The 26,516-nt window shown below is 69.6% G+C and carries 18 protein-coding genes; 6 read left to right on the top strand and 12 right to left on the bottom strand.

Going from position 1 to position 26,516, the window contains the following annotated elements; all coding sequences use genetic code 11:
* Positions 1-16: 16 nt before the first annotated feature.
* From clpB to AC5R91_RS07375, 6 genes are all read right to left on the bottom strand, one after another.
* Entirely contained in the window at positions 17-2,644 is a 2,628-nt protein-coding gene (gene clpB, locus AC5R91_RS07400; RefSeq protein WP_495396405.1) for an ATP-dependent chaperone ClpB, read from the bottom strand.
* Positions 2,635-2,958, bottom strand: a complete 324-nt coding sequence (locus tag AC5R91_RS07395) for a chaperone modulator CbpM (protein ID WP_495396404.1) — start codon at positions 2,956-2,958, stop codon at positions 2,635-2,637. The genes clpB and AC5R91_RS07395 overlap by 10 nt, the downstream gene beginning before the upstream one ends.
* Positions 2,955-3,929, bottom strand: coding sequence for a DnaJ C-terminal domain-containing protein (locus AC5R91_RS07390; protein ID WP_495396403.1), 975 nt, complete (start codon positions 3,927-3,929; stop codon positions 2,955-2,957). The genes AC5R91_RS07395 and AC5R91_RS07390 overlap by 4 nt, the downstream gene beginning before the upstream one ends.
* A gap of 1 nt (position 3,930) precedes the next feature.
* Positions 3,931-4,527: a nucleotide exchange factor GrpE gene (locus AC5R91_RS07385; RefSeq protein ID WP_495396402.1), complete on the bottom strand. Its 597-nt coding sequence runs from the start codon at positions 4,525-4,527 to the stop codon at positions 3,931-3,933.
* Positions 4,520-6,502 carry a molecular chaperone DnaK gene (dnaK, locus tag AC5R91_RS07380; RefSeq protein ID WP_495396401.1) on the bottom strand — a complete coding sequence of 661 codons (1,983 nt, stop codon included), beginning with the start codon at positions 6,500-6,502 and terminating at the stop codon, positions 4,520-4,522. Before dnaK ends, AC5R91_RS07385 begins: the two co-directional genes overlap by 8 nt.
* Before the next feature lie 190 nt (positions 6,503-6,692).
* Positions 6,693-7,163, bottom strand: coding sequence for a YflT domain-containing protein (locus AC5R91_RS07375; protein WP_495396400.1), 471 nt, complete (start codon positions 7,161-7,163; stop codon positions 6,693-6,695).
* A 502-nt stretch (positions 7,164-7,665) separates the two neighbouring features.
* On the opposite strand from AC5R91_RS07375, the gene AC5R91_RS07370 reads away from it, so the two are divergent.
* Positions 7,666-8,259 (top strand): Hsp20/alpha crystallin family protein, encoded by a 594-nt coding sequence (locus AC5R91_RS07370; protein ID WP_495396399.1) that lies wholly within the window; start codon positions 7,666-7,668, stop codon positions 8,257-8,259.
* Positions 8,260-8,354: 95 nt separating this feature from the next.
* Here AC5R91_RS07370 and AC5R91_RS07365 read toward each other — a convergent pair whose 3' ends face one another.
* Positions 8,355-8,795: a DUF1931 family protein gene (locus tag AC5R91_RS07365; protein ID WP_495397910.1), complete on the bottom strand. Its 441-nt coding sequence runs from the start codon at positions 8,793-8,795 to the stop codon at positions 8,355-8,357.
* A 44-nt stretch (positions 8,796-8,839) separates the two neighbouring features.
* On the bottom strand, positions 8,840-9,196 hold the full coding sequence (locus AC5R91_RS07360) for a hypothetical protein (RefSeq protein ID WP_495396398.1): 357 nt from the start codon (positions 9,194-9,196) through the stop codon (positions 8,840-8,842).
* A 252-nt stretch (positions 9,197-9,448) separates the two neighbouring features.
* Between AC5R91_RS07360 and AC5R91_RS07355 the strand changes: the two genes are divergently transcribed.
* Positions 9,449-9,877 (top strand): plasmid mobilization protein, encoded by a 429-nt coding sequence (locus tag AC5R91_RS07355; protein WP_495396397.1) that lies wholly within the window; start codon positions 9,449-9,451, stop codon positions 9,875-9,877.
* A gap of 148 nt (positions 9,878-10,025) precedes the next feature.
* On the opposite strand, the gene AC5R91_RS07350 is transcribed toward AC5R91_RS07355, so the two are convergent.
* The 3 genes from AC5R91_RS07350 to AC5R91_RS07340 all read right to left on the bottom strand — a co-directional run bounded on the left by AC5R91_RS07350 (position 10,026) and on the right by AC5R91_RS07340 (position 11,931).
* Positions 10,026-10,514 carry a DinB family protein gene (locus tag AC5R91_RS07350; protein ID WP_495396396.1) on the bottom strand — a complete coding sequence of 163 codons (489 nt, stop codon included), beginning with the start codon at positions 10,512-10,514 and terminating at the stop codon, positions 10,026-10,028.
* 549 nt (positions 10,515-11,063) lie between these two features.
* Complete coding sequence (locus AC5R91_RS07345) at positions 11,064-11,627, bottom strand: hypothetical protein (RefSeq protein WP_495396395.1); 564 nt, start codon at positions 11,625-11,627, stop codon at positions 11,064-11,066.
* Between the two features lie 37 nt (positions 11,628-11,664).
* Positions 11,665-11,931 (bottom strand): hypothetical protein, encoded by a 267-nt coding sequence (locus AC5R91_RS07340; RefSeq protein WP_495396394.1) that lies wholly within the window; start codon positions 11,929-11,931, stop codon positions 11,665-11,667.
* An 82-nt stretch (positions 11,932-12,013) separates the two neighbouring features.
* Here AC5R91_RS07340 and AC5R91_RS07335 point away from each other — a divergent pair, with 82 nt between their 5' ends.
* The 3 genes from AC5R91_RS07335 to AC5R91_RS07325 all read left to right on the top strand — a co-directional run bounded on the left by AC5R91_RS07335 (position 12,014) and on the right by AC5R91_RS07325 (position 14,897).
* Entirely contained in the window at positions 12,014-12,199 is a 186-nt protein-coding gene (locus AC5R91_RS07335; RefSeq protein WP_495396393.1) for a hypothetical protein, read from the top strand.
* A 144-nt stretch (positions 12,200-12,343) separates the two neighbouring features.
* The gene (locus AC5R91_RS07330) at positions 12,344-12,898 is read left to right on the top strand and encodes a Uma2 family endonuclease (RefSeq protein ID WP_495396392.1); all 555 of its coding nucleotides are present in this window, start codon (positions 12,344-12,346) and stop codon (positions 12,896-12,898) included.
* A 742-nt stretch (positions 12,899-13,640) separates the two neighbouring features.
* A complete protein-coding gene (locus tag AC5R91_RS07325) occupies positions 13,641-14,897 on the top strand; it encodes a cytochrome P450 (RefSeq protein WP_495396391.1) in 1,257 nt (418 codons plus the stop codon).
* A gap of 212 nt (positions 14,898-15,109) precedes the next feature.
* On the opposite strand, the gene AC5R91_RS07320 is transcribed toward AC5R91_RS07325, so the two are convergent.
* Positions 15,110-16,462 (bottom strand): hypothetical protein, encoded by a 1,353-nt coding sequence (locus tag AC5R91_RS07320; protein WP_495396390.1) that lies wholly within the window; start codon positions 16,460-16,462, stop codon positions 15,110-15,112.
* Positions 16,463-17,143: 681 nt separating this feature from the next.
* Here AC5R91_RS07320 and AC5R91_RS07315 point away from each other — a divergent pair.
* Positions 17,144-26,512 (top strand): DNRLRE domain-containing protein, encoded by a 9,369-nt coding sequence (locus AC5R91_RS07315; RefSeq protein WP_495396389.1) that lies wholly within the window; start codon positions 17,144-17,146, stop codon positions 26,510-26,512.
* The last annotated feature ends 4 nt before the right edge of the window (positions 26,513-26,516 follow it).

The following is a 26,516-nucleotide window of genomic DNA, read 5'->3' as shown; positions in this document are numbered from 1 at the left end:
TTGTTCTTCGCGGCCGTCATCCCCGATGCATTGCGGGCACGTCATGCGTGACAGCGAGATGGCCCTCGACCAGGTCGACGGTAACGCGGGAGCCGTCGGTGACGTCGCCGGCGACCAGTGCCCGGCCGATCCGGGTCTCGACCTCGCGTTGGATGAACCGCCGCAGCGGCCTGGCGCCGAAGACCGGGTCGAACCCCTCGCGGGCGATGAACAACCGGGCCGGCTCGGTGATCTCCAGGGTGATCTGGCGGTCCGCGAGCCGCCGGCGCAGGTCCTCCACCAGCAGGTCGACGACCTGTTCGATCTCGGCCAGGGTGAGCGGCTTGAACAGGACGATCTCATCGAGCCGGTTGAGGAACTCGGGGCGGAATCGTTCCCGCAGGTCGGCCATCACCCGGGCCCGCGCCTCGGGTTCGATCTCGCCGTCGGGCGTCACCGCGTCCATCAGCCACTGTGAGCCGATGTTCGACGTCATGATGATTACCGTGTTGGTGAAGTTCACGGTTCGGCCCCGCGCGTCGGTCAGCCGGCCGTCGTCGAGTACCTGCAGGAGCGTGTTGAACACATCCGGATGCGCCTTCTCGATCTCGTCGAAGAGGACCACGGAGTACGGCTTGCGGCGCACCGCCTCGGTGAGCTGCCCGCCCTCCTCATAACCGACATAGCCCGGAGGAGAGCCGATCAGCCGGCTGACCGTGTGGCGCTCCTGGTACTCGCTCATGTCGATGCGGATCATCGCCTCCTCGGAGTCGAACAGCGCCTCGGAGAGCGTGCGGGCGAGCTCTGTCTTCCCCACGCCGGTCGGTCCCAGGAAGATGAACGACCCGACCGGCCGCCGGGGGTCCTTGATACCGGAGCGCGCGCGGATGACGGCGTCCGCCACCAGGCTGACGGCCTCGTCCTGGCCGACCACCCGCTGATGCAGGATCTCGTCCAGGCGCAGCAGCTTCTCGCGCTCGCCCTCGACGAGCCGGGTGACGGGGATGCCGGTCCAGCGGGAGACGATGTCGGCGATCTCCTCCTCGGTCACCAGTTCACGCAGCAGCGGTTGCCCGTGCTGGCGGCCGGCCAGTCGTTCCTCCTCGGCGGCCAGCCGGCGTTCCAGTTCCGGGAGTTGGCCGTGGCGCAGCTCGGCGGCCGTGTTGAGGTCGTAGGCACGCTCGGCCTCGTCCGCGCGCCGGCGGACCTGCTCGATCTCCTCGCGCAGCTCCTGGACCTTGCGGATGGCCTGCCGTTCTGACTCCCACTGTGCGCGCATCGCGTCGGCCTCCGCCCGCAGGTCGGTGAGCTCCTTGCGGAGCTGGTCGAGCCGGGCGACGCTGGCCGGGTCGCTCTCCTTCGCCAGCGCGGCCCCCTCGATCTCCAGCCGGGTGACCTTGCGGGTGATTTCGTCGAGCGCGGTCGGCATCGAGTCGATGTCGGTGCGGAGCATGGCGCACGCCTCGTCGACGAGGTCGATCGCCTTGTCGGGCAGGAACCGGTCGGCGATGTAGCGGTGCGACAGCACGGCCGCGGCGACCAGCGCACCGTCCTGGATCCGCACGCCGTGGAAGATCTCGAACCGTTCGCGCAGCCCACGCAGGATGGAGATGGTGTCCTCCACCGACGGTTCGTCGACCAGCACCGGCTGGAAGCGGCGTTCGAACGCGGCGTCGGATTCGATGTGCTTGCGGTATTCCTCGACGGTGGTGGCGCCGATGAGGTGCAGTTCGCCGCGGGCGAGCATCGGCTTGAGCATGTTCCCGGCGTCCATCGCTCCCTCGGCGGCGCCGGCGCCCACGACGGTGTGCAGCTCGTCGACGAACAGCAGGATCCGGCCTTCGGCCGCCTTGACCTCGCTGAGGACGGCCTTGAGCCGCTCCTCGAACTCGCCCCGGTACTTGGCTCCGGCGACCAGCGCCGCCAGGTCGAGCTGGAACACCGTCCGGTCGCGTAGTCCCTCAGGTACGTCGCCCCGGTGGATGCGCTGGGCGAGGCCCTCGACGATCGCCGTCTTGCCGACCCCCGGGTCGCCGAGCAGCACCGGGTTGTTCTTCGTCTTGCGGGAGAGGATCTGCACGACCCGGCGGATCTCGGAATCGCGGCCGATGACCGGGTCGAGCCGGTCGTCGCGGGCCTCCGCGACCAGGTCGCGGCCGTACTTCTCCAGCGCCTCGTAGGTGGCCTCGGGGTTCGCGGACGTCACCCGCTGGTTCCCGCGAACCTCGGTCAGCGCGGTGAGCAGCTTCTCCCTCGTGAGGCCGTTCTGGGCGAGGATCCGGCCGGCGGCGCTGGATTGTCCCTCGTCGACGAGGGCGAGGAGGAGGTGCTCGACCGACACGTACTCGTCCTTGAGTCGACCGGCCTCTCTGCTGGCGGCGTCCAGCAGGCGGGACAGCCGCTGGGTCACATACACCTCGCCGGGTCGCGCGCCGGGTCCGGACACCTTGGGCCGGCGCCGCAGTTCGTTCTCGACCGCTTCGGCGACCGCGGCCGGATCCCCGCCCGAAGCGATCAGCAGGCGGCGCACCAGTCCCTCGGGCGGTTCGAGCAGCGCGGCCAGCAGGTGCTCGCCGTCCACCTCGACCTGGCCGAGGCGCACCGCTCGTGCCTGCGCGGCGTCAAGAGCCTCGCGGGACTTCTCGGTCAGCTTGTTCATGTCCATGGATGCACCTCGCCTCGGGCGGGTCGGGCACGGAGGAGCCGTTCGAGTTCGTCGATCCGGTCGAGCAGGTCGAGCACGACCCCGGTCGCCGTGTAGGTGATGCCGAGGTCGCGGCGCAGCCGTTCGATACGGCCGGCGCGTGCCACCGCCGTCGTCGCGAGTGTGTAGTGGCCGGCGGTGTCGATCTCCGCGTCGAGGAGACCCAGCGTCACCAGCCGTCGGACGAGCTCGGGATGCAGGTGCGCCGCGACACAGAACGCGTCCAGGTCGAGGCCCTGGGGACGGGCGCTGGTGCGCACGAGCAGCGTGGTCATGACCTCTCCCTGGGGTTGAAGGACGAGACCTCGGCGAGCTCGCGGAACAGCTCCGTCTCCCGCGCGGTGGGGTTGCTCGGGACCATGATTCGGGCGTGCGCGTAGAGGTCGCCGGCGTGGTCACCGCGCCTCGAACCACCCGCGGGGCGGGGCAGGCCTCTGCCGCGCAGGCGGAGCTTGCGGCCGGTGGAGGTGCCGGGGGGGACGGTGACGGTCACCTGCTCGCCGTCCGGGGTGGCGATGGCGACCTTCGTGCCGAGCACGCCCTCCCACGGCGCGAGGGGCAGATCGGTGTGCACGTCCCGGCCTTCGACCCGGAATCGGGGGCCGGGCGCGAGGCGCACCACGAGGTAGAGGTCACCCGGATCCCCGCCGTCCCGACCGCGCCCCCCCTGGCCCGCGAGCCGCAGCCGCTGCCCGTCGGTCACTCCGGGCGGGATGGTGACCTGGACCTCGCGGGGCCCGGTCGGGCCCGCCAGGGTGACCCTGCGCCGACCGCCTCGGTAGGCCTCGGCGAGGGTGACCTCGATCTCGGCTTCCTGGTCGGCACCGGACACAGGTCCCGCCCGGCCTCGGCCGCGGAAGAAGCCGCCGCCCGTGCCGCCGAACAGGTCCTCGAAGTCGAACCCCTCGAACCCCTCGAACCGGAAGCCCGGGCCACCGGCGCCGGCACGCGCCCCGGCACCCGCGCCTGCGCCCGCCCATCGTTCGGCGCCTTCGGGCATCCGGCGGAAATCCCGGCCGAACCTGTCGTAGCGCGCCCGGGTGTCGGGATCGGAGAGCACGTCATACGCCTCCGACAGGTCCTTGAACCGCTCCTCGGCCCCAGGATCGGAGTTGACGTCGGGGTGGTACTGGCGGGCGAGTTTCCGGTACGCCCGCTGGATCGCGTCGGCGTCGGCGTTCCGGGGGACCCCGAGGATCTCGTAGAAGTCCTCGCTGGCCTGATTCGTGGCTTGGCCGCTGCTCATGTCACGATGCTTCCGGCTCGGTATCGGGTCCTGGTCCCTCTCCTGGTTCTGACCCGGTATCCCGCCTCGGCCCGTTGTTCGATTTTGCGCCGTTGTTCGGTTTCGGCCCGGCGCTCACGGCCACGGCCGCGGGGCGCAGTACGCGGCCGTCGGCCTGGTAGCCCGGCCGGAGCACCTCGACAACGGTGCCCGCCGGGGGCGGACGGGACGTCGAGCCGCTGTCGACGACGGCGCCGACCTCGTGACGGGTCGGGTCGAAGGCGCCGGTCTCGTCGTCGAGTCGAGTGATCCCGGAGTTTCGCAGCGCGTCCAGAGCGAGCTGGCGTACCCCGCGTACCCCGTCGACGAGCGAGTCGGGGTCGGCGTCCGCGTGCGAGAGGGCGAGCTCGAGATGATCCAGCACCGGCACCCACGCGAGAACCACACGATCCCGCTCGGCTGCCCTCGCGGCGCCGATCTCGCGTCCGGTCCGCCGACGGTAGTTGTCGAAGTCGGCGAGAGTCCGCAGGTGGCTGGCCTGGCACTGCTCGAGTTTCGCGGCGAGGTCGGGTGCCGGGGTGGTCTCGGGCCGCTCGGCATCCGATCGGTTCTCACCCATCGTCACGCGTGGTGAAGTCGGCGTCGATGACGTCGTCCCCACCGGCCGAGGTCTCGCCCGGTCCACCGGCTCCAGCTCCGCCGCCTCCAGCTCCGCCGCCTCCAGCTCCGCCGCCTCCAGCTCCGCCCGCTCCTGCTGCTCCTGCTCCGGTTCCGCCACTGGCCGCCGATGCCGCCTCGCGCTGCGCGACGGCCGGAAGGCCGTAGAGGACCTGCTGGAGATCGTTGATGATCGGCCGGACGCGGTCGACGTCGGCGTGCTCCTCCAGCGCGCGGCGGGCGTCGGCGATGAGCTGTTCGGCGCGGGCCTTCTCGTGCACGGGGACCTGGTCGCCGAGTTCGGTGAGCCGCTGCTCGACCTGGTAGACGATCGTGTCGAGTTGGTTGCGGGCGTCGGCGTTCTCGCGCAGCCGGGCGTCCTCGGCCCGGTTCTGCTCGGCGTCGGCGACCATGCGCTGGATCTCGTCCTGCGGCAGGTTGGTGTTGTCCGAGATGGTGATCCGCTGCTCGGCGCTGGTGTCCTTGTCCTTCGCGGTGACGTTGAGGATGCCGTTGGCGTCGATGTCGTAGGTGACGTCGACCTGTGCCTGGCCACGCGGGGCGGGGCGGATGCCCTCGAGCCGGAATCGGCCCAGCGTCCGGTTGTCGGCGGCCATCTCACGTTCGCCCTGGAGCACCACGATGTCGACGGCCGACTGGTTGTCCTCCGCGGTCGAGAACGTCTCGGTGCGCCGCGCCGGGATGGTGGTGTTGCGCTCGATCACCTTCGTGCTCACGCCGCCGAGGGTCTCCACCCCGAGGGAGAGCGGGGTGACGTCCAGCAGCAGCACGTCGGAGACCTCGCCCTTGATGACCGCGGCCTGGATGGCGGCGCCGACGGCGACGACCTCGTCCGGGTTGACCGTCATGTTCGGATCCTTGCCGGCGGTCAGCCGACGCACCAGGGCCTGCACGGCCGGCATGCGGGTGGCGCCACCGACGAGGATCACCTCGTCGAGGTCCTGCTCGGAGACCTTCGCGTCCGCCATCGCCTGGCGCAGCGGCGGCATGCACCGCTCGAGCAGATCGGCCGTGATCTTCTCGAACTGAGAGCGGGTGATGGTGGTGTTGAGGTGTTTCGGGCCGTTCGCGTCGGCGGTGATGAACGGCAGGTTGACCTGGGTCTGGGAGACAGAGGAAAGCTCGACCTTCGCCTTCTCGGCGGCTTCGAAGAGCCGCTGCAGTGCCTGCGGATCGTTACGCAGGTCGATGCCGGTCTGGTTCCGGAACTCGTCGGCGAGGAAGTCGACGAGGCGGCGGTCCCAGTCGTTGCCGCCGAGATGGGTGTCGCCGGCGGTCGCCCGCACCTCGACGATGCCGTCGCCCACGTCGAGGACGGAGACGTCGAAGGTGCCGCCGCCCAGGTCGAAGACCAGTACGGTCTCGTGCGACCTCTTGTCCATCCCGTAGGCCAGCGCGGCGGCGGTGGGCTCGTTGATGATGCGCAGCACGTCCAGGCCGGCGATCCGGCCGGCGTCCTTGGTCGACTGCCGTTGCGCGTCGTTGAAGTACGCCGGCACCGTGATCACGGCTTCGGTGACCTTTTCGCCGAGGAACTTGGCGGCGTCGTCGGCCAGTTTCCGGAGCACCATCGCCGAGATCTCCTCGGGGGCGTACTCGCGCCCGCGAACGACGATCCTTACTGCGTCTTCCTTCCCGGCGGTGATGTCGTACGTGACTGTCTTCAGCTCACTGGTGACCTCGCTGTACCGGCGGCCGATGAACCGTTTGACCGCGGTGATCGTGCCTTTGGGATTGAGAACCGCCTGCCGGCGGGCGAGTTCACCCACCAGCCGCTCGCCGCTCTCGGTGAAAGCAACGACCGAAGGCGTCGTGCGCGAGCCCTCAGTATTGGGGACAACTGTCGGCTGGCCGCCCTCGACGACGGCGATGACCGAGTTCGTAGTCCCCAGATCTATTCCTACTGCCTTACCCACTATGACCTCCCGGTGGGAGCATTCTGGTGGAAGTGGCGGGGCCCCGGCAGTCCTCACGACCACGGTAGGACCGGCCGGACGAAGACCGCAACACGCCGCCACCCGGCGAACCAGAGCAAGGCGGCGGACCAGAGGCCGACACGTCCGCACGACGCGCCACCGCGCGTGCCGGGCCGGCGGCTGATCAATGTCAGCTCCGGCCGCTCCCGGCGGACGAGAGCCGGCCGAACTCGGTCTCCGCCAGGAACCGGGCCGCCTCGTCCGCCACGTCGGCGTCGACGAGCAGGTCGTAGCGATCGGCACTCAGCGCCGACACGGAGACGAAATCGCGCCGGCCCCGGCTGAACGCGTAGATCAGCAGACCCGTCAGAGCACCGAGGACCGCGCCGAAGATGGCTCCGTAGAGCGCGAGCAGCACCGCTGCCTGAACAGGGTTGATCCAGTTGAACAGGCCGAAGATCCAGCCGATCAGCGCGCCCGTGACGGCACCGGCGAGCGCCGGCCGGCCTGCCGCGGAGGCCCAGGTCAGCCGACCCGTGACCTTCTCGATCGTGTGCAGGTCGCGGCCGACGATGGCGGTCTTCTCCACCGGGAAGTGGAGGTCGGCAAGTCGATCGACGGCCCGTTCGGCATCGGCGTAGGTACTGAAGGTGGCGACCACTTTCTGCGACCCGACCGTGCGGCCGGTCCCGTCCGCACGGTCCGTCCCTCGCTCACTCCGAGCATCATCAAGGCGGGGGTCGCCGTGGTGGAGGACCCCTGCTCGGGGAGCACCGGCTCCAGGGTCATGCGATCGGGAACCGCGGGCACTGCCGTCATCTGTCCGGAAATCGTTATCACCATGCGACATGTCGATCGCCCCCACCCGACGTGGGTCGTGGTTGCGCCACCGCGCAGGGCATCCAAGGTTTCTCCCCGAACGACGCGGTCGTTCTTGGAGACTGCCCGCGTACCGCATAGCCAACCGAGGACACCCGAAATCTCCGAGTGCCGCGAGAACCGACTCGTGCTGGCGGCCGCGGCCGCCGGTGCGAACATGCACGGTGTCTGCGTTTGCCGGCGAAGCGGGCGCGGACGACGATTGAAGTGCACGCCAGGAACCAGAGCAACAGCCATGGGGGTAGATCATGAACCTGCCAACACGCGCGGGCACCGACCGTCCGGTGCCGACGACTCGCTGGGACCCGTTCCGCGAGATCGAGGACGCCTGGACCCGGATGGGCAGCCTTCTCGGCGATGTCGTCGGCGGGGAGCACCGGCCCTACGGGGTCCTCGCCGCGATGGTGCCGGCGGTGGACGTCGAGGAGACCGACGACGCGTTTCTGGTCGAACTCGAGCTCCCCGGCGTCGACCCCAAGGACGTCTCGATCGATCTGAAGGAGAACGAGCTGTTTGTCACCGGCGAGATCAAGGAGCGGGAACGCCGCGGCAAGCTGCGCCGGCAGACCCGTCGGCTCGGCCACTTCGAGCACCAGATCACGCTGCCCGGAGACATCGACCCCGAATCGGTGACGGCGAGCCTGGACAACGGTGTGCTGACCGTCCGGCTGGCGAAGGCCCGCAGCAGCCAGCCCCGCCACATCGAGATCTCCGGACCCACGGCCACGCAGAGCGGCCGGACTATCGAGGACACCTCGGGCCAGCACACCGACTCCACCACCAGGTCATCCGAAGCCGAGTCGTCGCCCGAAGCCGAGTCATCCGAAGCCGGAGCGTCCAGCGCGCAGACATCCGGCGCGGGATCGTCCAAGGGCTGACCCGACTACGTGACATGACTGTGCTGACCCGATCGCGCTGACCTGACCACGCCTTCCCTTCATCGAGTGACTTCCCCCAGGTGTTCAAGGGAGGTTCAAAGGAGGAGGTCGAAGATGCGGCCGACGCGCTCCCATTCGTTGGGCCCGGGATTCTTGAGCTCCGGTTCGATGATCGTGAAGGCTCGGGCGAGTGCGAGGCTTAGTCCGCCGACGATGAGGGGAAGACGGGCCGCGGTGTCGTCGCCCAGGGCAAGGTCCAGCGGGGGGCGAGCCGCGATCTGTTCCAGGATGGGACGCAGCTCGATCTCCTCGTCGAGATCCCGGAAACGGTGCATGCTCTCCTGGAGCCCTTTGGTGATGGGCAGGTCCCAGGGCTCTATCACATCTCGGACGTTCGCCTTCGCGGTCGCCTGCGCCATGAGCAGCAGATCGAAGACCTTGTCGTTGACGAAATCGCCGTAACGCTTCACGTCGTTCTTGTCTATGTCCAGACCCGCGGCGGTCCGGAAGAATCGCTCGAATCTGGTCACGCCCATAACCGGCATTGGTGATCCTCCCTTGGCTGGTCGCGTATGCGCCACTATCCGGCGCGTACGACGTCAAGCATTCCATGCAGGTGGGCGGCGGCCTGTTCAACGTCGAAATGCTTGTACTGCCCGGCTCTCGACTCGGCCGACAGGACCCCACACCGGTGCACGTTCTCGAAGTCTCCGTAGGGGAACTTGTACCGCGTCCTCCGGTCCTCGCCGATCTTGTCATCGATCCCCAGGTACCACTTCTGGTACTCACCGAGGCCGTGCTCCTCGACGAACCTGTTCTCCTGCTGAGCTGACGGCTGATGCTCGCTCCAGTCGTCCCGCTCGTCCAGCACGACCTTCCTGTCCTCGATCAGCCTCCGGGCATGGTCATAGGCCTTTCTGTTCAGTCTCACCGCCATGATCTCTTCCGATCCTCGCTGCTTCTTTTCTACCCAGGTCCCACTCTGCCCACGTCCACGTAGCCAGCGTGAAACAGGTGGGCCGGTTCTGCAAGAGATCAGTTCTCGAGCTCACATAAGCCCTATCTCAGTCATATAACCGCATGCTCCCGTTCCTCCGCGCGGGGCCGCGGGACCCTGGGAAGATCGCGGGGACGCGAGGCTTGCCGCCGACCTCACCCTGCCCAGACTCCGCCACCGCTGGCCAGCGCCGTGACTGGCGACCGGGACGGTCAGGTTCCGCGCCTACGGGTCGGCCGCGACCGCCGCCACACTCACCCCGGACGCCCACGGGCGGTCAACGCGCGGTTCACCGATGACGAGTACGCCGAACTCGCCGCCGCCGCAGACCTGGCCGAACTCACTCCCACCGGCCTCTGCGCCCAAGCCGCGCTCGACGCCGCCCGCATCCTGGACACCATCACCGAACAAGCCGAGTACCAGGCCCTCGGCAGCCTGCAAGCCGAACTCTTCCAGGCCCGCATCACACTCAACCAGCTCCGCGTCGAACACAACCTCGCTTTCGAGGACGAACGAACCTCGCCGCGAGACCTCGACAAGGCCGTCGTCCGCACCGTCCAGGCGGTCGCCGACGTCGACAGGCTCATAACCCGCATCCACCGGCGGCCTGCCCAAGCCTAACCACGAGTGAATGTCCGCTACGTGGACGCGCGGAGTCCTACGACGGCCCAGGCAACCGAGTCGACAACGAACTCTGGCGCCCACCCGACGAACGACCACCCGGACCGACGCTTGGTTGCAACCAGATCTTGCGCAGCCCTGCCAACGCCTATCGCGCGGCGGTGATTTGTTCTCGGAGAATGTCACCATGGCCGGCGTGACGGGCGAAATCCTCGATCAGGAGCAGGTAGACAAACCGCAGGCTGACATCGCCAGCGCGGGGGTGCGCCTTGGTGTCGTCGAGCTCGAAGTCGGCGGCGATCACGCGGGAACGCTCGCTGGCACGCTCAAACTCGGAGATCATGTCGGCCAGCGTTTCGCCGTCGGCGACAACGAAACTGCCGTCGTCACCGGTGGCGTAGCCGTCGCATGCGGACTCGTCCAGGCCGAGCAGGGCGCGTTGGAACCAGATGCGCTCGGCGGTGGCGGCGTGTTTGATCAGCCCGATCGGCGTGGTCAGTGAGACGACCAGGCGCCGCCGTGCGTCGGTCTCGGATAGCCCTCGCGCGGTGTCGATGAGCGCTTGTCGGTTGCGGTCAAGCAAGCACTCCAACATGAGACGTTCGGGTCCAGTGGTCATTCGGGGCCATAGGAACACTAATTGTCCAGCTTTCTGGGTTGAAAGGATATTGACGGATCAGACCATGGGCGCGTACTCGAGCAGCATGAGGGTCGATCGGACAGGGCTCGTCTTCGATTGCCGAGGAGAACACCGATGACATCGGTGCCGGAGGCCCGCCGGGAATGTAGGCGCCGCAAACGCTTCTCGGTCCTTGTCGGAGGGTCCTCGGGGAATGCCGTGTCCAGAGCCGAGGACCAGCCGGAGCGATCATAAGGATAACATCCAGGCTGTGCGCGTGTCACGTGACTTGTGTCGATCTGTTCCGGCGCGTTATGGGCCGAGGGTATCCCGAAGCTCAGGAGACTTCCTCGACACCGAGATCGGTTCGGGCTGCTCGGAGTTGACCGTGGACGTGAAGACAGCGTCGAACGAAGCCGTGAACGTCGTGTCGCGGCCACGGATGAGGAAGGAAAGAGGCCGGCCAGCGGATCGTCCGCCTGCACATCGTGCCGGTGGCACGGGTCCTCGACGGTGTAGAGCCGCTGTCCCAGGCCCGATCGACGTGTCCGCATGACGGCGAACTGGTCACCGTGCATTGTTCTCGCCGGCCCGCTCGTCTGGCGTGTGTGGTTGATCGTCACTTGTTGGCTGCGGGGTGTGACGTCTCGCCTGCGGTTGAGCACGGTGGCGATCGGTAGGGCCGCGGCGAGGCCGCTGAGCAGGACGGCGGCCGGCGGCGCCGAGGATGGCGGGGTCGTTGTCGAAGGCGATGCCGATGGCGGCCAGTGCCGGTCCGGCGTTGCGGACCGCGGCGACGCCTCCGAGCGTGGTGCGTCGTGGCGGTGGGCCGGTGGCCAGCAGGGTGCCGACGGCGAAGCCGGCGGCGAGGACGAGCCCGGCGAGCAGGGCGCGGGAGCCGACCAGTCCGACGACGTGTTGCCAGTTGCCCAGCAGCATGCCGACGAGAACGACCAGGAGGGTGATGTTGGAGACCTTCGCTGCTGTAGGGTGCCAGGCCAGGGCGGTGGGTGTGGCATAGCGGCGTAGCAGCAGTCCGACGGCGAACGGTACGAGCTGCAGGATGGCGACGGTCCGCACCAGCGCGCCGACGTCGAGGGAGACGCCGTTGCCGAGGTCGGCGGCGGCCAACAGGACACGGTGGGTTGGCGTTCGCCTGCCGGGTGCGTTAGTCGATCAGGTCGCCGAGCCAGCGCAGTGCGCGCAGCCCTGGCAGGAAGCAGTACTCGCCGCCGCGGGTGGTGACGAACCGCGACAGGGGTGACAGGCGCCGCCGTAGCGGCCGTCGGGGGATGATCAGCCCGGCGGTGCCGTCGTGGGTTCCGAGGACGGGGTCTCGGGTGTCGCCAGCGCCGAAGAAGACACCGTTGTTCATCCATTCGGACTGGACGAACTCGAACTGCCGGCCGAGATGGGCGCCGATGAAGGTGAACATCAGGCCGCGGCCAGCGCCGTCGTCGTCGAGAACGCCGGGTGGTAGCGGCGGACCGTAGACGGCACCGCGTCTGAGTCATGCGGTGCAGCCGTACGTCGCCGGCGACCGCGGCGTCGCGGGGGTTGGCGCGGCGGATGTGGCAGCCGCCGGGGGGCCGATCGTCGAGCAACTCACCACCCTGGACGAGCTGCCCGACGGCGAGCCCATCCACCTCACCGTGCTGCCCGCGTCGGTCCGCGGCCTGGGCACCTTCCCGTGCGCGCCGTAGCCGTGGACGGCTGACAGCGAGAACGGCGCGAGCGTGCACGGCGCGCCTGCGACCACGTCAAGACGCAGACGGGACGGCGCTACGCTGGTACGGAGGAATCAGGCCGGTCGGGTTGCAGGAGGGAGATGCGCCATCACTGCGGAGATGATCGCCCCTGCATGGATGCACGAGCAGGTCACGGCGGAGCAGTACGAGTCCTGGTCCGTCGAGCAGTGCGCGGGCATCGAGATCGTGGACGGGATGGTGATCGTGAGCCCGAGCGCGTCCAAACGGCACAACCGACTGATCAAGATTTTCGCGGTTGCGTTGGAAGCCGCCGCCGGGCCGGACTGGAACGCAGACTTCGACTTCGATGTTCGGCTTCAGGACGTGCCGTTGACCAATCGGCGCCCGGACGTCGTTGTGTATCGCGCGGACACGATCGACATCATGCCGGCGCGTCCCGAGCACATTCTGCTCGTTGTCGAGGTCGTTTCGCCGGGTTCGGAGACGACTGACCGGATCGTCAAGGCCGAGCAGTACGCGAGGGCAGGGATCTCGTACTACTGGCGGGTCGAGCAGCCCCCCGCCGGCGTCCCGGTCGTCCACACCTACGTCCTCGACCCGGCAACCGGAACCTACCGTGACGGCGAGGTCTTCACGGGTGTCGTCGATGCGGCCGCACCTTTTCCGGTAAAGATCGATCTCACTCGACTGTAGCGACGTCTGCCGGGCGTTTTGCTGATCGCGTGGCCGGAACGAAGCCGGTCGGGGCGACTGCCGCGTTCGTCCAGGCCGCCAAGGCAGTGGCCGACCGTCGCAGGTCCACCACCCACAAGCGGGATGACGCCACCCGCGGCCTCGGGTAAACGATTGGAGCCCCACGCTCGTCCCGATCCGGGTAGGCGCCGTTGAGGTCGCTCACGTCCAGCGGCGTGGTGTACGGAGGGTGACTCCGTGTGATCGCGGGTCGGCAGGGGCGACGGGCAATCGCGGCAACGGGAGCGCCGGCGCGGGCAGTCTCCTGTCCATCTCTGGACACGGCTCGGAAGATCAGGATCGACAGCAGTCCTCCAGAACCACCTGTCTCCGAGACGGTGCCGACACGGCCGGGCTGCGTCCACGAGCAGCGGGGTGCATGTCGCCTGTCGACGCGAGCTCTTGCTCCGGCCGGATGCGACATCACACTCGGCGCTGTCGCGGAATATCCGAGCAGCGAAAAGCCGCAACATCAGGATCCTGGGTCGAATCGATCGGTCGATTCGGAAAGCCTATTTGACATGACCGAACGGGCGTAGCCACAATATTGAGGAAATCCGTCGGCGGAAAATTCCTTGGAGATTCGCAGGCTGGCAACGACCCGACCGGGTGATGTTACCGGTGCACGCTGTCTCGCAGGTCCAGTTCTTTCCTCGGTGCGGGCCCACGGCGAACACGCACGCGTAGACAAGGAGTTGCCGATATGGCCACCGCCTCGACCTCGAACCCGGCCAGCGAGCGGCGCTCGCCGCTGCTGGTGGCCTTCGACGCCGCGCGCCGCGTCGATCCCTACCCCACCTACCGAGCCATCCGCGAGGCCGACCCGTTGGCCGGGTATGACATGGCGGGCCACCGGGTGACCCTGGTGACCCGACACGGCGACACCGCCGCCGTCCTCCAGGACCCCGCCTTCGGGCACGGTTACAAGGAGAACATCAGTCCCTTCCGTCCCGACGGCGACGCCGACGACGGGCTGGAGTCGCTCCTGCGGTCCGATCCGCCAGATCACACGCGGCTGCGTCGACTGGTCAGCGGTACGTTCACTCCCGGCACCATCGCCGAGCTTGCCCCCGACATCACGTCCTTCGTCACCGGGCTGCTGGATGCGGCGCTGGAGGCCGGTGAGATCGACGCGATCAGGGCACTGGCCCGGCCTGTGCCGACCCGCATGATATGCCGACTGCTCGGCGTCCCGGCCGCGGACGAGGAGATTTTCGGCGAATGGGCGGAGACGCTGATTCGTGGCATCGATCCGGACTTCCTGCTGACTCCCGATGACATCTCCGAGCGCCGCCGGGCGGCCCGGGAACTGGATGCCTATTTCCGGGACCTCGTCGCGCGCGTTCGGGTCAGGCCGGGCACCGATCTCGTCAGCCAGCTCGTCGCGATCCACCTCGGGGAGGATGCGCTGACCGAAAGCGAGGTCCTCGCGCTCTGTGCCGTGCTGTTGGTGGCCGGGCATGAGACGACGGTCAACCTTATCGGCGGCGGGGTCCTCGCCCTCGCGCAGCACCCGGACCAGCTGGCACTTCTGCGCGCGGACCCCGGTCTCATCCCCGCCGCGGTCGAGGAGATGCTGCGCCACGACTCTCCGGTGCAGTTCATCCCGCGGACGGTGTTGCGCGACACCGAGGTCGGTGGACAGGAGTTCCGCCGCGGTGAGGGCGCCATGCTGCTCGTCGGCTCGGCGAACCGCGATCCGGACGCGTTCGACGAGCCGGACCGCTTCCTGGTCGCCCGCTACGCGGCGGGATCCACCCCGGCCGCGCGCCACTTCGCGTTCGGGACGGGTATCCACTACTGCCTCGGCGCCCCCCTGGCCCGCATGGAGGCGGAGATCATCTTTCGTCTGCTTCTCGAGCGCACCAGCGAGCTCGCTCTGATCGGGAGCACGCCGCCATACCGAAACCAGAGCATCATCCGCGGGCTGCAGACGCTCCCCCTTCGGCTCGCCGCCTGACAGCGAGGAGGTAGGCGGCCAGCGTGCGGAATACGGTAACGACGTCAACGGAGTACGGCCGACGCCAGGCGCCGCAGTGAGTTGCGCCGGTCCTCGGGGTCGTGGATGTTGGAGATCGCCATGATCTCGTCCGCGCCGGTGGCCTCGATACTGCGCGTCCGCGAGACCGCGTTGAGATCCGCGCTGGGCGCGGGTGCCCAGCGCTGCCGTGGTCAGCGTACGATCTGCCGGGCTCCGAACTTGGCGTAGAAGGCCGCCAGCCGGGGGCGCTGGTCGGGGTTGTCGTATCGCTCGATGTCCCGGATGAAGGCGGTCAGCGCGGCCTGAGGTAACCCGGACACTCCTGCCGAGCGCGCCTGTCCGGCGAGAAGGTCGATCGCGATGTCAGCCGCCTGAGCGGGGGTGGTGACGGTGTTCGTGATGGTGACCGTGGTCCCGTTGACGGTGGCCACCAGGGCGGAGGGGCCGGCACCGAGCGTCAGGGTGAAGGTGCCGTTCACCGCGTCCTGCAGGGCATTCGTACAGGCGGCAAGGTCCTCGAACAGAGCGGTCGCGAGAAGGGAGCCGACCGCTGCGATGCGGGCACCGATGAGGTCCGCGACTTCCGAGCGGTAAGAATCGGTGTAATTGCGCAGGCTCGACGAGCGGGCCCAGGCCCGGGTGACCTTGGACCGCAGTACGGCGGTTGCGAGGTCGTCGATGGTGCCGGTGGGCGCCGGCTGCGGCTTGGCCCCCGGGTTGGCCAGATCGTAGGCGAGTTGCTCATAGTGCGGCGCGTTGTGGAACCCGAGTTCCGGGTCGAGGAGGTACAGCGTGCCCCGCGTCCGGTAGGCGAAGTCGATGGTGGGCTGGACGGTAAGCAGGTGCGACGCCTCGTGCACCAGATCCGTCGCCAGTTCGGCGGCGGTGCGCGCGAGCGCCGGCAGACCCACGCGGATGAAGCCGGTGGGACCTGATCCGATGGCGAGCGCCCCGATGTTGGCGGGGAGCGCCGGATCAGGTACGAAGCCAGCAGCAGCGCCGACCGCGTTCGGGTCTGTCGCAGCGAGAAGGCGATGGAGGACGTCCACGATCTGTGTGAAACGGTCGAACACCGCGGCTGCGTTCTTCGGCCCGAACAGCTTCGCCGCCTGGGCCTCGCCGTTCGGCTGGTGCAGGGCGGTGGCCAGCCCGTCGACGATGCCGACGGCGCTCGTCAGCAGGGCGAGGCCGGGCGCGCCGAGCGGCCCTGCCGCCGGGGTTGGGGCGCCCGCGGCGGGAAGGGCCGTAAGCACATCCCGTTCCAGAGTATTGACGCGGGTCACCGCGGTCTGCAGTGCGTTTCGAACGGTGGTGTCGTTGCTGATGGTGCTGAGCTCGGCGTACAGCTCGTGCCAACGCCGACTGGTGGAGGTGTGTCCCGCGGTCAGCGTGCCGTTCTGCGCGGAGGGATTCGCGCTTCTACGATCCCGACTGAGCTGAATGTCCAGCTTCTGCAGGACTCGCTCGGCGAGGCCGACATAGCCGTTCAGCAGTTGGTCCCGCTTGAGGCCGGTGACGCTGTCGGGAACATCGGGCAGGGGCATCGTCGCCTACTTCCGGAAAATGGGGGTGATGCGGTGACGGAGAGAATCAGTACCATCTTCTCCGCCCGAAGCTCCGGCGGTAACGGAAGATTCGGCGTCCGGTGAGCCCGACAACGAAGACATTTTCATTGCCTTCCGATTCGCCGACCGTCATCTTTGGTGATCTGGCGCGGCCTCCGTTCCCCTCGGAGGCTGCGCCCGTACCGGTTCCTTGTTTCCTGCCCCAGTGGATGGAGCTGATGTGATGCAGGCATCTCCAGACGTCTTTGCATTCCATCATCGGCTGCGGCTCATAGCTGCTGGCGGGTTTCTTTTCAGTGCCTGCCGGCGAGTTCCGGCCATCGCCTGGGAACAGGCCGCCTACCCTCTCGTGAGGTCGGGTGAAATGGTGCGGTCCGGATTCTGGGCCGGCCGCCCCGGACGGCGGGCGGGCCCCCGGCGCCCCGGCTGACCGCCGTTCCGCTCTCCTCCCTTCACCCCGCTGCCCGCCGTTCGCCACCCGGCGGTGGGCAGGTTATCGGCCCGCGCTGATCCCGGCCGCCGGCTTTCGCTGTCCTCTTCTCCCTCGCCGCCGCGCGCCTTCACGCGCGGGTCACCTGCCGTCTTCCCTGATGCCCGGAGTACCGGTCGCGGTGGGTCTTCACGCAAGGTCTTCGCGCCCCACGGATCTTCGGAGCAGTCATGTCTGGCCGGCACCTCCCCGCCCCTGCGCCCACCCCCGGATTCCGTCCCCGTCGTCGGCGAACCTCTCGGCTCCGCCGCAGCCTGATCGCCCTGGGGCTGGTCGTCGCCGTCGTGCTGACCGCCGTCACGGTCGTGAACCGGGTCCAGAGTCCGGACCTTCGCCCGATCGCGGACGTGAACCCCTTCCGCGACACGAAGCTGCCGGAGAGCTCGTCGGGCAGCGCCGCCGGTCGAGGCGCGGCGGTCCCGACCAGCGCGACGCAGTCGGTGGCGGCGCCGGATCCCGCGAAGCTGCGAGCAATCGTCCCGCCGTTGGCCGGGACGGTGCCGACGACGGCGACGCCGGCCACGAGCCGGACGGTGAAACCGTTCGTCTCGCAGAAGCCGGCGGCCGGGGCGGGGACTCCGGTCGGGGGCAGCCCCAGGGCCGCGGGTGCGGCTGCGGGAGCCACCGGAGCGGCCACGGCGCCCGAGGCGATGACCACCGCCCGATTCGGCGACTCCAAGACGACGGCCCCGGCGCGCGAGCCGGGCCGGGAACTGAAGCCGCAGGCGGGCCGGGTCGAGGTGCTGAGCCTGCGCACCGAGTCCCGGGAGGTGTTCCACAACCCGGACGGGACGTTCACCGCCGAGACGACGATGGGTTCCGACCGCTTCAAGGACGCCAAGGGCACCTGGGTCGGCATCGACACCGCCCTGGTGCCGGGCGACCGGGGGCGGCTGCACGCCCGGTCCGCCCGGGCGACGACCGAGGTCGCGCCGCGCGCCGACGACGCCCAGCTCGGGAAGCTCCAGCTCGACGCGGACACCTCGTTCGCGTTCGGGATCGCGCAGGCGCAGGGTGCGCAGGCCACGGTCGACGGGTCGAAGGCGACGTACGCCGGGGTGCGGGACGCCGCCGACCTCGAACTGGGGCCGACCGCCGACGGGCTCAAGGAGGTGCTGGTTCTCCGCTCGGCGCAGGCACCGACGACGTGGACGTACCCGCTGACGCTCACCGGCCTGACGGCGAAGGTCGACGGGCGGAAGGTGCTGCTTTCGGACGGCAGCGGCGAGGTGCGGGCGGTCATTCCGCCGGGGTCCATGGAGGACTCCCGCCGGACGTCCCCGCAGGGGTTCCGGGCATCGTCGGACGGGGTCGCCTACAGCCTCGTGACGCTGTCCAACGGCCAGCAGGCGCTCCAGGTCGACCTGGACAAGGACTGGCTGGCGGCGAAGGACCGGGTCTATCCCGTCCGGGTGGACCCGAACGTGTCCACCCTGATCGCCGGGGCCGACGACACCTATGTCTCCTCAGCCCATCCCAGCACCAACTATGCCTCCGAACTCGTCATCAAGTCCGGCGTCGTGGGCTCCGACGTGGTGCGTGGCTACCTCAGCTTCCCGGGCCAGTCCTCGCTGACGAACGCGACGGTCACCAACGCCCACGTGAAAATGGTCAACCGGCTTTCCGCAAGCGGATGCACGCCGCATCCGGTGAGCCTGCGCCGGGTCACCATCCCCTGGTACGGCGGCAACATGACGTGGCCCGGCGCCACGATCGGCGACGAGGTCGCGCAGAAGTCCTTCGCGCACGACGACTCGCTGCCCGCCTGCGGCGCGTCCTGGGAGTTCATCGGGGACGGCGACTCGCGGCTGACGAACCTCGTGAACAACTGGACGCACGACGCGAACGCGAACTTCGGCCTCGCCGTGGTGACGTCGGACACGGACGGTCAGTGGTACAAGGAGTTCTTCTCCGACGACTGCTGGTGCAATCCGGCGACCCCGGACTCGGACTACCGGCCGCGCCTGGAAATGGCGTGGACCCCGTACGGGGTGACCTACTCCTATCCGTCGGGGAACCCGACCTGGACCACCCAGCCGACCACGACCACGCCGGGGCAGATCACCGTCCGGTTGAAGAACACCGGTCAGACACTGTGGCCCGCGAACGGCAACTACAAACTCTCGTATCACATCTACAACGCCGCGAACACCACGGAGGTGATTCACCAGGGCGTCCAGACGAACCTCCCCACGTCGGTCAGTTCGGGCCAGACGATCGACCTGCCCGCCGCCGTCAGCCTGGCCGGCCTTTCTCCCGGCACCTACACGATCCGCTGGGACATGGAGGAGGCCGGCACGTCCTGGTTCTCCGACCAGGGGATTCCCGAGTACGCCACGACGCTGATCCTGTCGAACCCGACGAACCAGTCGCCATACATCAGCAACGTGTCCCCGCTGTCCGGCTCGGAGGTCGCCAGCGTGCGGCCGCCCCTGAGCCTGACCGCGGTCGACCCGGACAACGGCCCGAGCCCGCTGAGCTACTCGTTCCAGATCTGCACCGGGACCGACGCGAACTCCGGCGCCTGCTGGACGTCCGGTCCACAGGCGTCGAACACCTGGCTGCCCCCGGCCGGGGCGCTGAACTGGGACCAGATCTACTACTGGCGTGGCCAGGTGAGCGACGGCGCGAACCAGAGCCTGTGGACGTCGCCACTCGCGCTCAGCCCCGTCGTCGACCAGCCCCCCACCCAGTCGGACCTCGGGCGAGACGCCTATGTCCCCGCGGTCGGCGGGGTGCACCCGCTGACCCAGAACTACGCCTCGACCGTCACCGACGCCTCGCTGGACGGCACCGGGCCGGGGGAGAGCGTGGCCCGCACCTACAACAGCATGAGTACCGCGGACGGGCTGTTCGGGACCGGTTGGACCTCCGACTACGACATGACCGCCGTCCCGGATTCCGCCGGTCAGGGCAACGTTCAGATTCGTTACCCGGACGGGCGGCAGGCCCGGTTCGGTCGCAACAGTGACGGCTCCTACCAGCCCCCGCGCGGCTACTACTCGTTCCTGCAGGCGCCGGCGCCGCGGGTGGCCTCCTTCACCGGGGCGAACTCCGCCACCTCCATGGGAAACACCGACTCCGGCGAGAGCTGGCAAATCCTCGACGGTGTCTGGGGCCTATCCAACAATGCCGCCTATCTGGCGACCGCCGGGGGCTGGTTCCGCAGCGTCGCGGTCATTCCGGCGCCGTCGGACGGCACGATCCGCTTCACCGCCCCCGTTCTGCAGGACCGGATCGGCATCGCCTTCCGGGTCCAGGACATCGACAACATGTGGTTGCTGTACATCAACCCGTCGTCGAACTCCGTGGTGGTGGCGAAACGGGTCGGCGGCTGGGAGACGACGGTGCTCACCGCGTCCAACGCCTGCTGCGCCACCACCGACACCTACGGCATCAGCATGTCCGGCGGCCTGCTGTCGATCCTGCGCAACGACCGGGTCGTCGCGACCACCAGCGACAGCCAGTTCTCGACCGCGACCAGGGCCGGCCTCTACGCCCAGGGCACCGGCTCCGGCCGGATCGACTCGCTGCTGATCACCGCGGACGCCCACCGCGACACCATCACCAACCCGGACTCGACCACCGGGCTCGGCTCGACCGACGACGGCGAGAACTGGGTCAACCTCGCCGGGACCTGGGGCACCAGCGGCAACGCGGCCTACCTGGCCTCCGGTGCCACCGGGCACAACCTGGCCACCATCGGCGCCGCCGCCGACGGGTCGATCAGCTTCACGGAGCCCGTCGCGCAGCAGGGCACCGGGCTGGCCTTCCGGGTCGCCGACGTGAACAACTACTGGCGGCTCGTCGCGCTGCCGTCCTCGAACACCTGGCGGCTGATCAAGCGGGTGGACGGGGTGGACACCACCGTCGCCGACGCGGCCGGGCTGTGCTGCACCGCCGCGGACACCCTCACGATCCTCACCAACGGCCCCTCGATCAGTGTGCTGCGCAACGGCACGCAGATCCTGTCCGCGAAGGACCCGGCCGTCTTCTACGGCAGCCGCGCCGGCCCGTATGCCGACGGGACCGGCGCCGGGCGCATCGACAACATCACCGCCACCGCCGCGACCGTCCTGAGCGAGAAGAACGGCTCCCATTACTCCTTCCGTTCGGACGGCCGCCTCACCGGGATCACCGACGCGGCCGGCCGGGCACTCCAGCTCGGCTACGACGGCAACTCCCGGCTGACATCGGTGACGAACGCGACGACGAGCCGGTCGCTGACCTTCACCTGGACCGGCGACGGCAACCACGTCGCCTCGGTCTCGACCGCCGCCGTCGCCGCCCACGGCGGACCGCTGACCTGGTCCTACGGCTACACCGGCAGCAGCCTGACCACGGTCACCGCCCCGCACACCTCGACGCCGACCACCTACTCCTACGCCGCGAACGGCAAGCTCGCGCAGACTACGCTGCCCCGCGGCAACATCGAGACCAAGATCGGCTACAACGCCGACGGGACGGTGGCCTGGCGGGAGGACGGCCTCGGCCACCGCACGACCTACAGCGTCCTGTCCACCAGCCCCACCACGATCGTGCGGATCATCGACCCGCGCGCTCATGACGAGGACTGGGAGTACTCGGCCCAGGGCCAGCTCATCTCGCACCGCGACGCCACCGGAGACCGCCGGTTCACCTACAACAACCGCGGATTCCTGTCCCAGGTGACGGACGAGAACGGCAACGTCCTCATGCTGCAGACCGACGACCGCGGCAACGTGAGGGCCCGCACGACGGTCCGGCTCAACCTGAACGGCACCCTGTGGCCGAACACCGAGTACTACGACTACTTCCTCGGCGCCCCGGGCGACCCGCGCAACGACCTGGTCACCGCGGTCCGCGGCGCGCGCTCGGCCGCGCCGACGGATGACACCTACAAGTCCACCTACACCTACGACGCCGCCGGGGACGTGACCGGGACCCGGACCCCGGCCACCCCCGACTTCCCCGCGGGGCGGACGACCAGTGCGGCCTTCACGGTCGGCACGGAGACGGCCATCGGCGGCGGAACCCAGCCGCGCGGCCTGCTCGCCTCGTCCACAGACGCCCGCGGGAAGACGACGACCTACGCCTACGACAGCAAGGGGGACCTGCGCCGGGACACCGACCCGGCTGGGCTGGTCCGCGACTACACCTACGACGAACTGGGCCGCGAGCTCACCTCGAAGGCGACCTCGGACACCTTCCCGGCCGGGCTGACCACCACCTACACCTACGACAAGCTCTCCCACGTCCTCACCGTCACCGAGCCCGGCGTGGCCAACCCGATCACCGGGACGACGCACACCCGGGTGACGACCAACAGTTACGACCTCAACGGCAGCCCCACCCAGACGGCGGTCTCCGACTCCACCGGCGGCGACACCACCCGCACCACCACCTACGCCTACGACGGCGACGACCGCCAGACCTCGATGACCGTCGGCGCCGTCACCTCCTACACCTACACGGCGCACAACCTGCTCGCGACGAGGACCCTCAAGGATTTCGTCGACGACCCCGTCGCCCACAGCACCGCCCGCGACGTCGTGCTGGAATCCCGCGCCTACGACCCGGCGGACCGGCTGGCCACCGTCACCGACGCGCTGGGCCGCACGACGCGGCACACCTACTGGCTCGACGACCTGCCGCGCCAGGACATCCTGGTCGGCTACCGGCCACCGGACCTGGCCACCGGCACGCTGTCGAGCGCGAACGCCCGGGACATCGTCCTGGTCGACCGTTCCTACGACGGCGCGGGCAACCCGAACTCCCTGACCACGGGCGGTGGCCTGGCGACCGTCAACGGAACCTACGACGCCGCCGGCCGACTGACCCGCAGCACCGTCGACCCGGCCGGGCTCGCCCGCACCGTCGACTACACCTACGACGCGAACGACGACGTCACCTCGGCGGTGTTCGGCGCGGCCGGCACGTCCGCGACCGAGCGCACCGACTTCGGCTACGACGACGCCTCCCGGCTGACGTCGCAGACCCTGTTCGGCGACGGCACCACCACGTTCGTCACCACCTACCAGCGCGACCAGCGCGGGTTCGTCACCGGCGGCGCGGATCCCCGCGGCTACGTGGCCGGCGGCGCCCCCGACGCGGCCTACGTCAGCAACGCCACGGTCGACGCCGCCGGCGCGATCACCCAGGTCAAGGCGCCGTCGGTGCAGGTGGAGGAGAACGGGGGAGCGCCCGCCGCGCAGCGTCCGGCCGCGGATCTCGGCTACGACACCTTCGGGGAGATCACCCAGCAGCGCGACCCGCGCGGGCAGGTCACCACCACCGCCTACGACGCCCTCGGCCGGCCCACCCAGGCCATCGGTCCGTCCTACACCCCGCCCGGCGGATCGGCGATCGCACCGGTCGAGTCCTGGACCTACGACCACAACGGCAACCCCCTCACCCACGTCGACACCCGCGGGCAGACGACCACCACGGTCTACGACGCGCTGAACCGGCCGGTCGCCGTCACCGAGCCCCAGGCGACGGGCGCGGCCGTCGCCGGGGTCAGCCGGATCGTCTACGACGACGCCTCGAACCCGACGTCCCTCGTCGACGCGAACGGCGTGTGGACCTTCTACGCCTACGACGACCACGACCGGGTCTGGGCCACCACCCGCACCGAGCGCACCCCGGCCGCGACCTTCACCACCTACACCGACCATGACGACGCCGGTGACGTCACCAGGATCCTGACCCCGGCGAACATCCCCTCCGGCGCGATGTGGACCGGCAGCTACGACGCCACCGGGGCCCTCGTCGACGAGCACGACGAACTCGGCAAGCTCACCCACCACACCTACGACCTCGCCGGCCGGCCGGCGACCGTCACCGACCCGCTCGGCCGCAGCATCCGGATCACCTACGACCGGGCCGGCCGGCCGACCACCGCCGCGCAGTCCTCCCCGACCGACACCCAGCTTCGAGCCGTTTCCACCGGCTATGACGCGGCCGGCAACCCGACCTCGGCCACCGACTTCGACGGCTGGACCACCACCCGCACCTACGACGCCCTCGACCGGGTCAGCACCCTCGTCGAACCGGTCACCGCCACCACGACGACCACCACCGCCCTCGGCTACGACGCCGCCGGCAACGCGACCCGGCTGACCGACGGACGCGGCAACGTCACCGTCACCACCTACAACAGCCTCGGCCTACCCGAGAAGACGATCGAGCCGTCCACCACCGCCTACCCGAACCTCGCCGACCGCACCTGGCAGACCTCCTACGACGCCGGCGGGCTGCCCGTCAGCCTGGTCGAACCGGGCGGGGTCACCCGGACGCGGACCTTCGACGAGCTCGGCCGCCTCACCGCCGAGTCCGGCTCCGGCGGCGGCGCGGCGGCGGCCGCCCGGACGTTGCACTACGACCTGGTCGGCCAGCTCACCAGCATCAACCACCCGTACGGCTCGCAGTCCTTCGGCTACAACGACCGCGGCCTGGTCACCGGCGTCACGGGCGATGGCGGTGGCTCCTCCTTCGAGTACGACCAGAACGGCCGGATGACCCGGCGGGCCGACTCCGGCAGCTACTCGGACTTCCACTACAACGCCCGCGGCGACCTGACCACCGTCGGCGCCGCCGCCACCGGCGGGACCCGCACCCTCAGCTACGACGACGCCCGCCAGCTCACCTCGGTCGCCTACGGCAGCGGCGGGGCCGCGCGCAGCTTCGGCTACGACAACCTGGGCCGCACCACCTCGGACACGCTGACCGGGCCGGGCGGCACGCTGCGCTCGCAGACCTACACCTACGACAACAACGACAACCCGCTGACCACCGTCATCGGTCCGGCGGCCGCCGCTGGCGCCGGCACCCAGACCTACGGCTACGACCGCTCCAACCGGCTCACCGCCTGGACCAACCCGGCCAACGTCACCACCACCTACGGCTGGGACGCCGCGGGGAACCGCACCGCGGTCAACGCCGCCACCGCGTCGTTCGACGAACGGAACCGGCTGCTCTCCGACGGCTCGGCGACCTACGGCTACACCGCCCGCGGGACGCTGAACACGCGGGTCGCCGGGGCGACGACGACCACGACCGTGTTCGACGCGTTCGACCGGCTCGTCTCCGACACGGCCGGCGGCGCGACGACCAGCTTCGCCTACGACGGGCTGAACCGCCTCGCCGTCCGCAACGGCACCTCCCGGCTCGTCTACGACGGCCTCGACCGCGAGCCCAGCATCGACGGCTCCGCCTACGCCCGCGACCCGGACGGCGACATCATCAGCGCCGGCACCGCCGCCGGGAACTGGGCGACCCTCACCGACATCCACGGCAGCGTCGTCGGCGCCTTCACCACCGACGGCGCCGGGCTCACCGACAATCGGGCCTACGACCCCTTCGGGACACCGGTCGTGACCGGCTCGGCCAACCTGCGGATCGGCTACCAGGGCTCCTGGACCGACCCGACCAGCGGCAAGGTGGACGCGCAGGCCCGCTGGTACACCCCGGGAACCGGCAGCTTCATCTCCCGGGACAGCGCCGATCTCGCCCTCACCTCCGCGGCGTCCGCCAACCGGTACGTCTACGCCGGTGCCAACCCGCTCGCCTACAACGACCTGACCGGCCGCAGCTTCCTCAGCAGCATCAAGAAAACCACCGCGCTGGCGGCCGCCGCGGTCGTCGGGGGGGCCGCGGCGGCCAGCGCCACGCTGGCCAGCGCCGCGGTGCCGGCGGCCGAGCTCGCGGGCGCGGGCTTGCTCGAAACCGCCGGTCTCGCCCTGGACTCCACCGGGGTCGGCATCGGGCTCGGTGCCGCGGCCGGCACGCTCGGCGTCATCGTCGCGGGCCAGGCCTGGGACGACTTCCACAGCGGGGGCGGTTCGGCGGCGGCCACGCAACCCGCGGCCGCCGCCAGGCCGATCACCGCCGCCCAGTCGACCACAACTGCTCGAGCCGGCACCGTCACCCAGACCGGCACCGTCACCCAGACCGGCACCACGGTGCGGAGCGGCACGTCGGCCGGCACCTGGTCGACGGCCGGCGGCGGGTCTGCGGCGCCCGCGCGGGCGACCACGTCAGCCCCGCGGGCGGCCGCCCCCGCCGCGGCGCCGAAGGCGGCCCCGGTGCCGCTGATCCACGGGACGTTCTACAACGGCTACTCGGACGCGGTTCTGCCCCCCGCGGTCCGCTCGTCCGACCCGACTCCGATCTCGTCCGGCACGGTCCCGCTCACCGCCGGTGGCAACAGTGTCGACCAGACCGCCGGCAGGCAGTACATCGTCCAGGCATGCAAGGCACCCGTGCGCTGCATCGGCGACGCCCGCCCCACCCCGACCGGCGCCGCTCTCCCCGCTGCCGCGGCCGGCGGAGCTGCCGCCGCGGCCACCGAGGACCCGTACGGCGGCCTGGGCGCCGCTCCGGCTCAGGAGACCTGCGCCGCCAGCGCCGGCACCCCGCTCACCAACACCTGCGACCCGGGCGCCGCCATCAACGGCGAGGTCGCCGGCTACACCGGCACCCCCAACTGCGGACCGGGCGACAAGGACTGCGACCTACCCGGTGGCCGGCCTGAGTCCTGCGACACCGAACAGTTTTGACGGT

This window comes from Frankia sp. BMG5.60 (assembly GCF_059428125.1).
The sequence above is the reverse complement of the archived record's forward strand: the minus strand, read 5'-3'. Positions and strand labels throughout refer to the sequence as shown.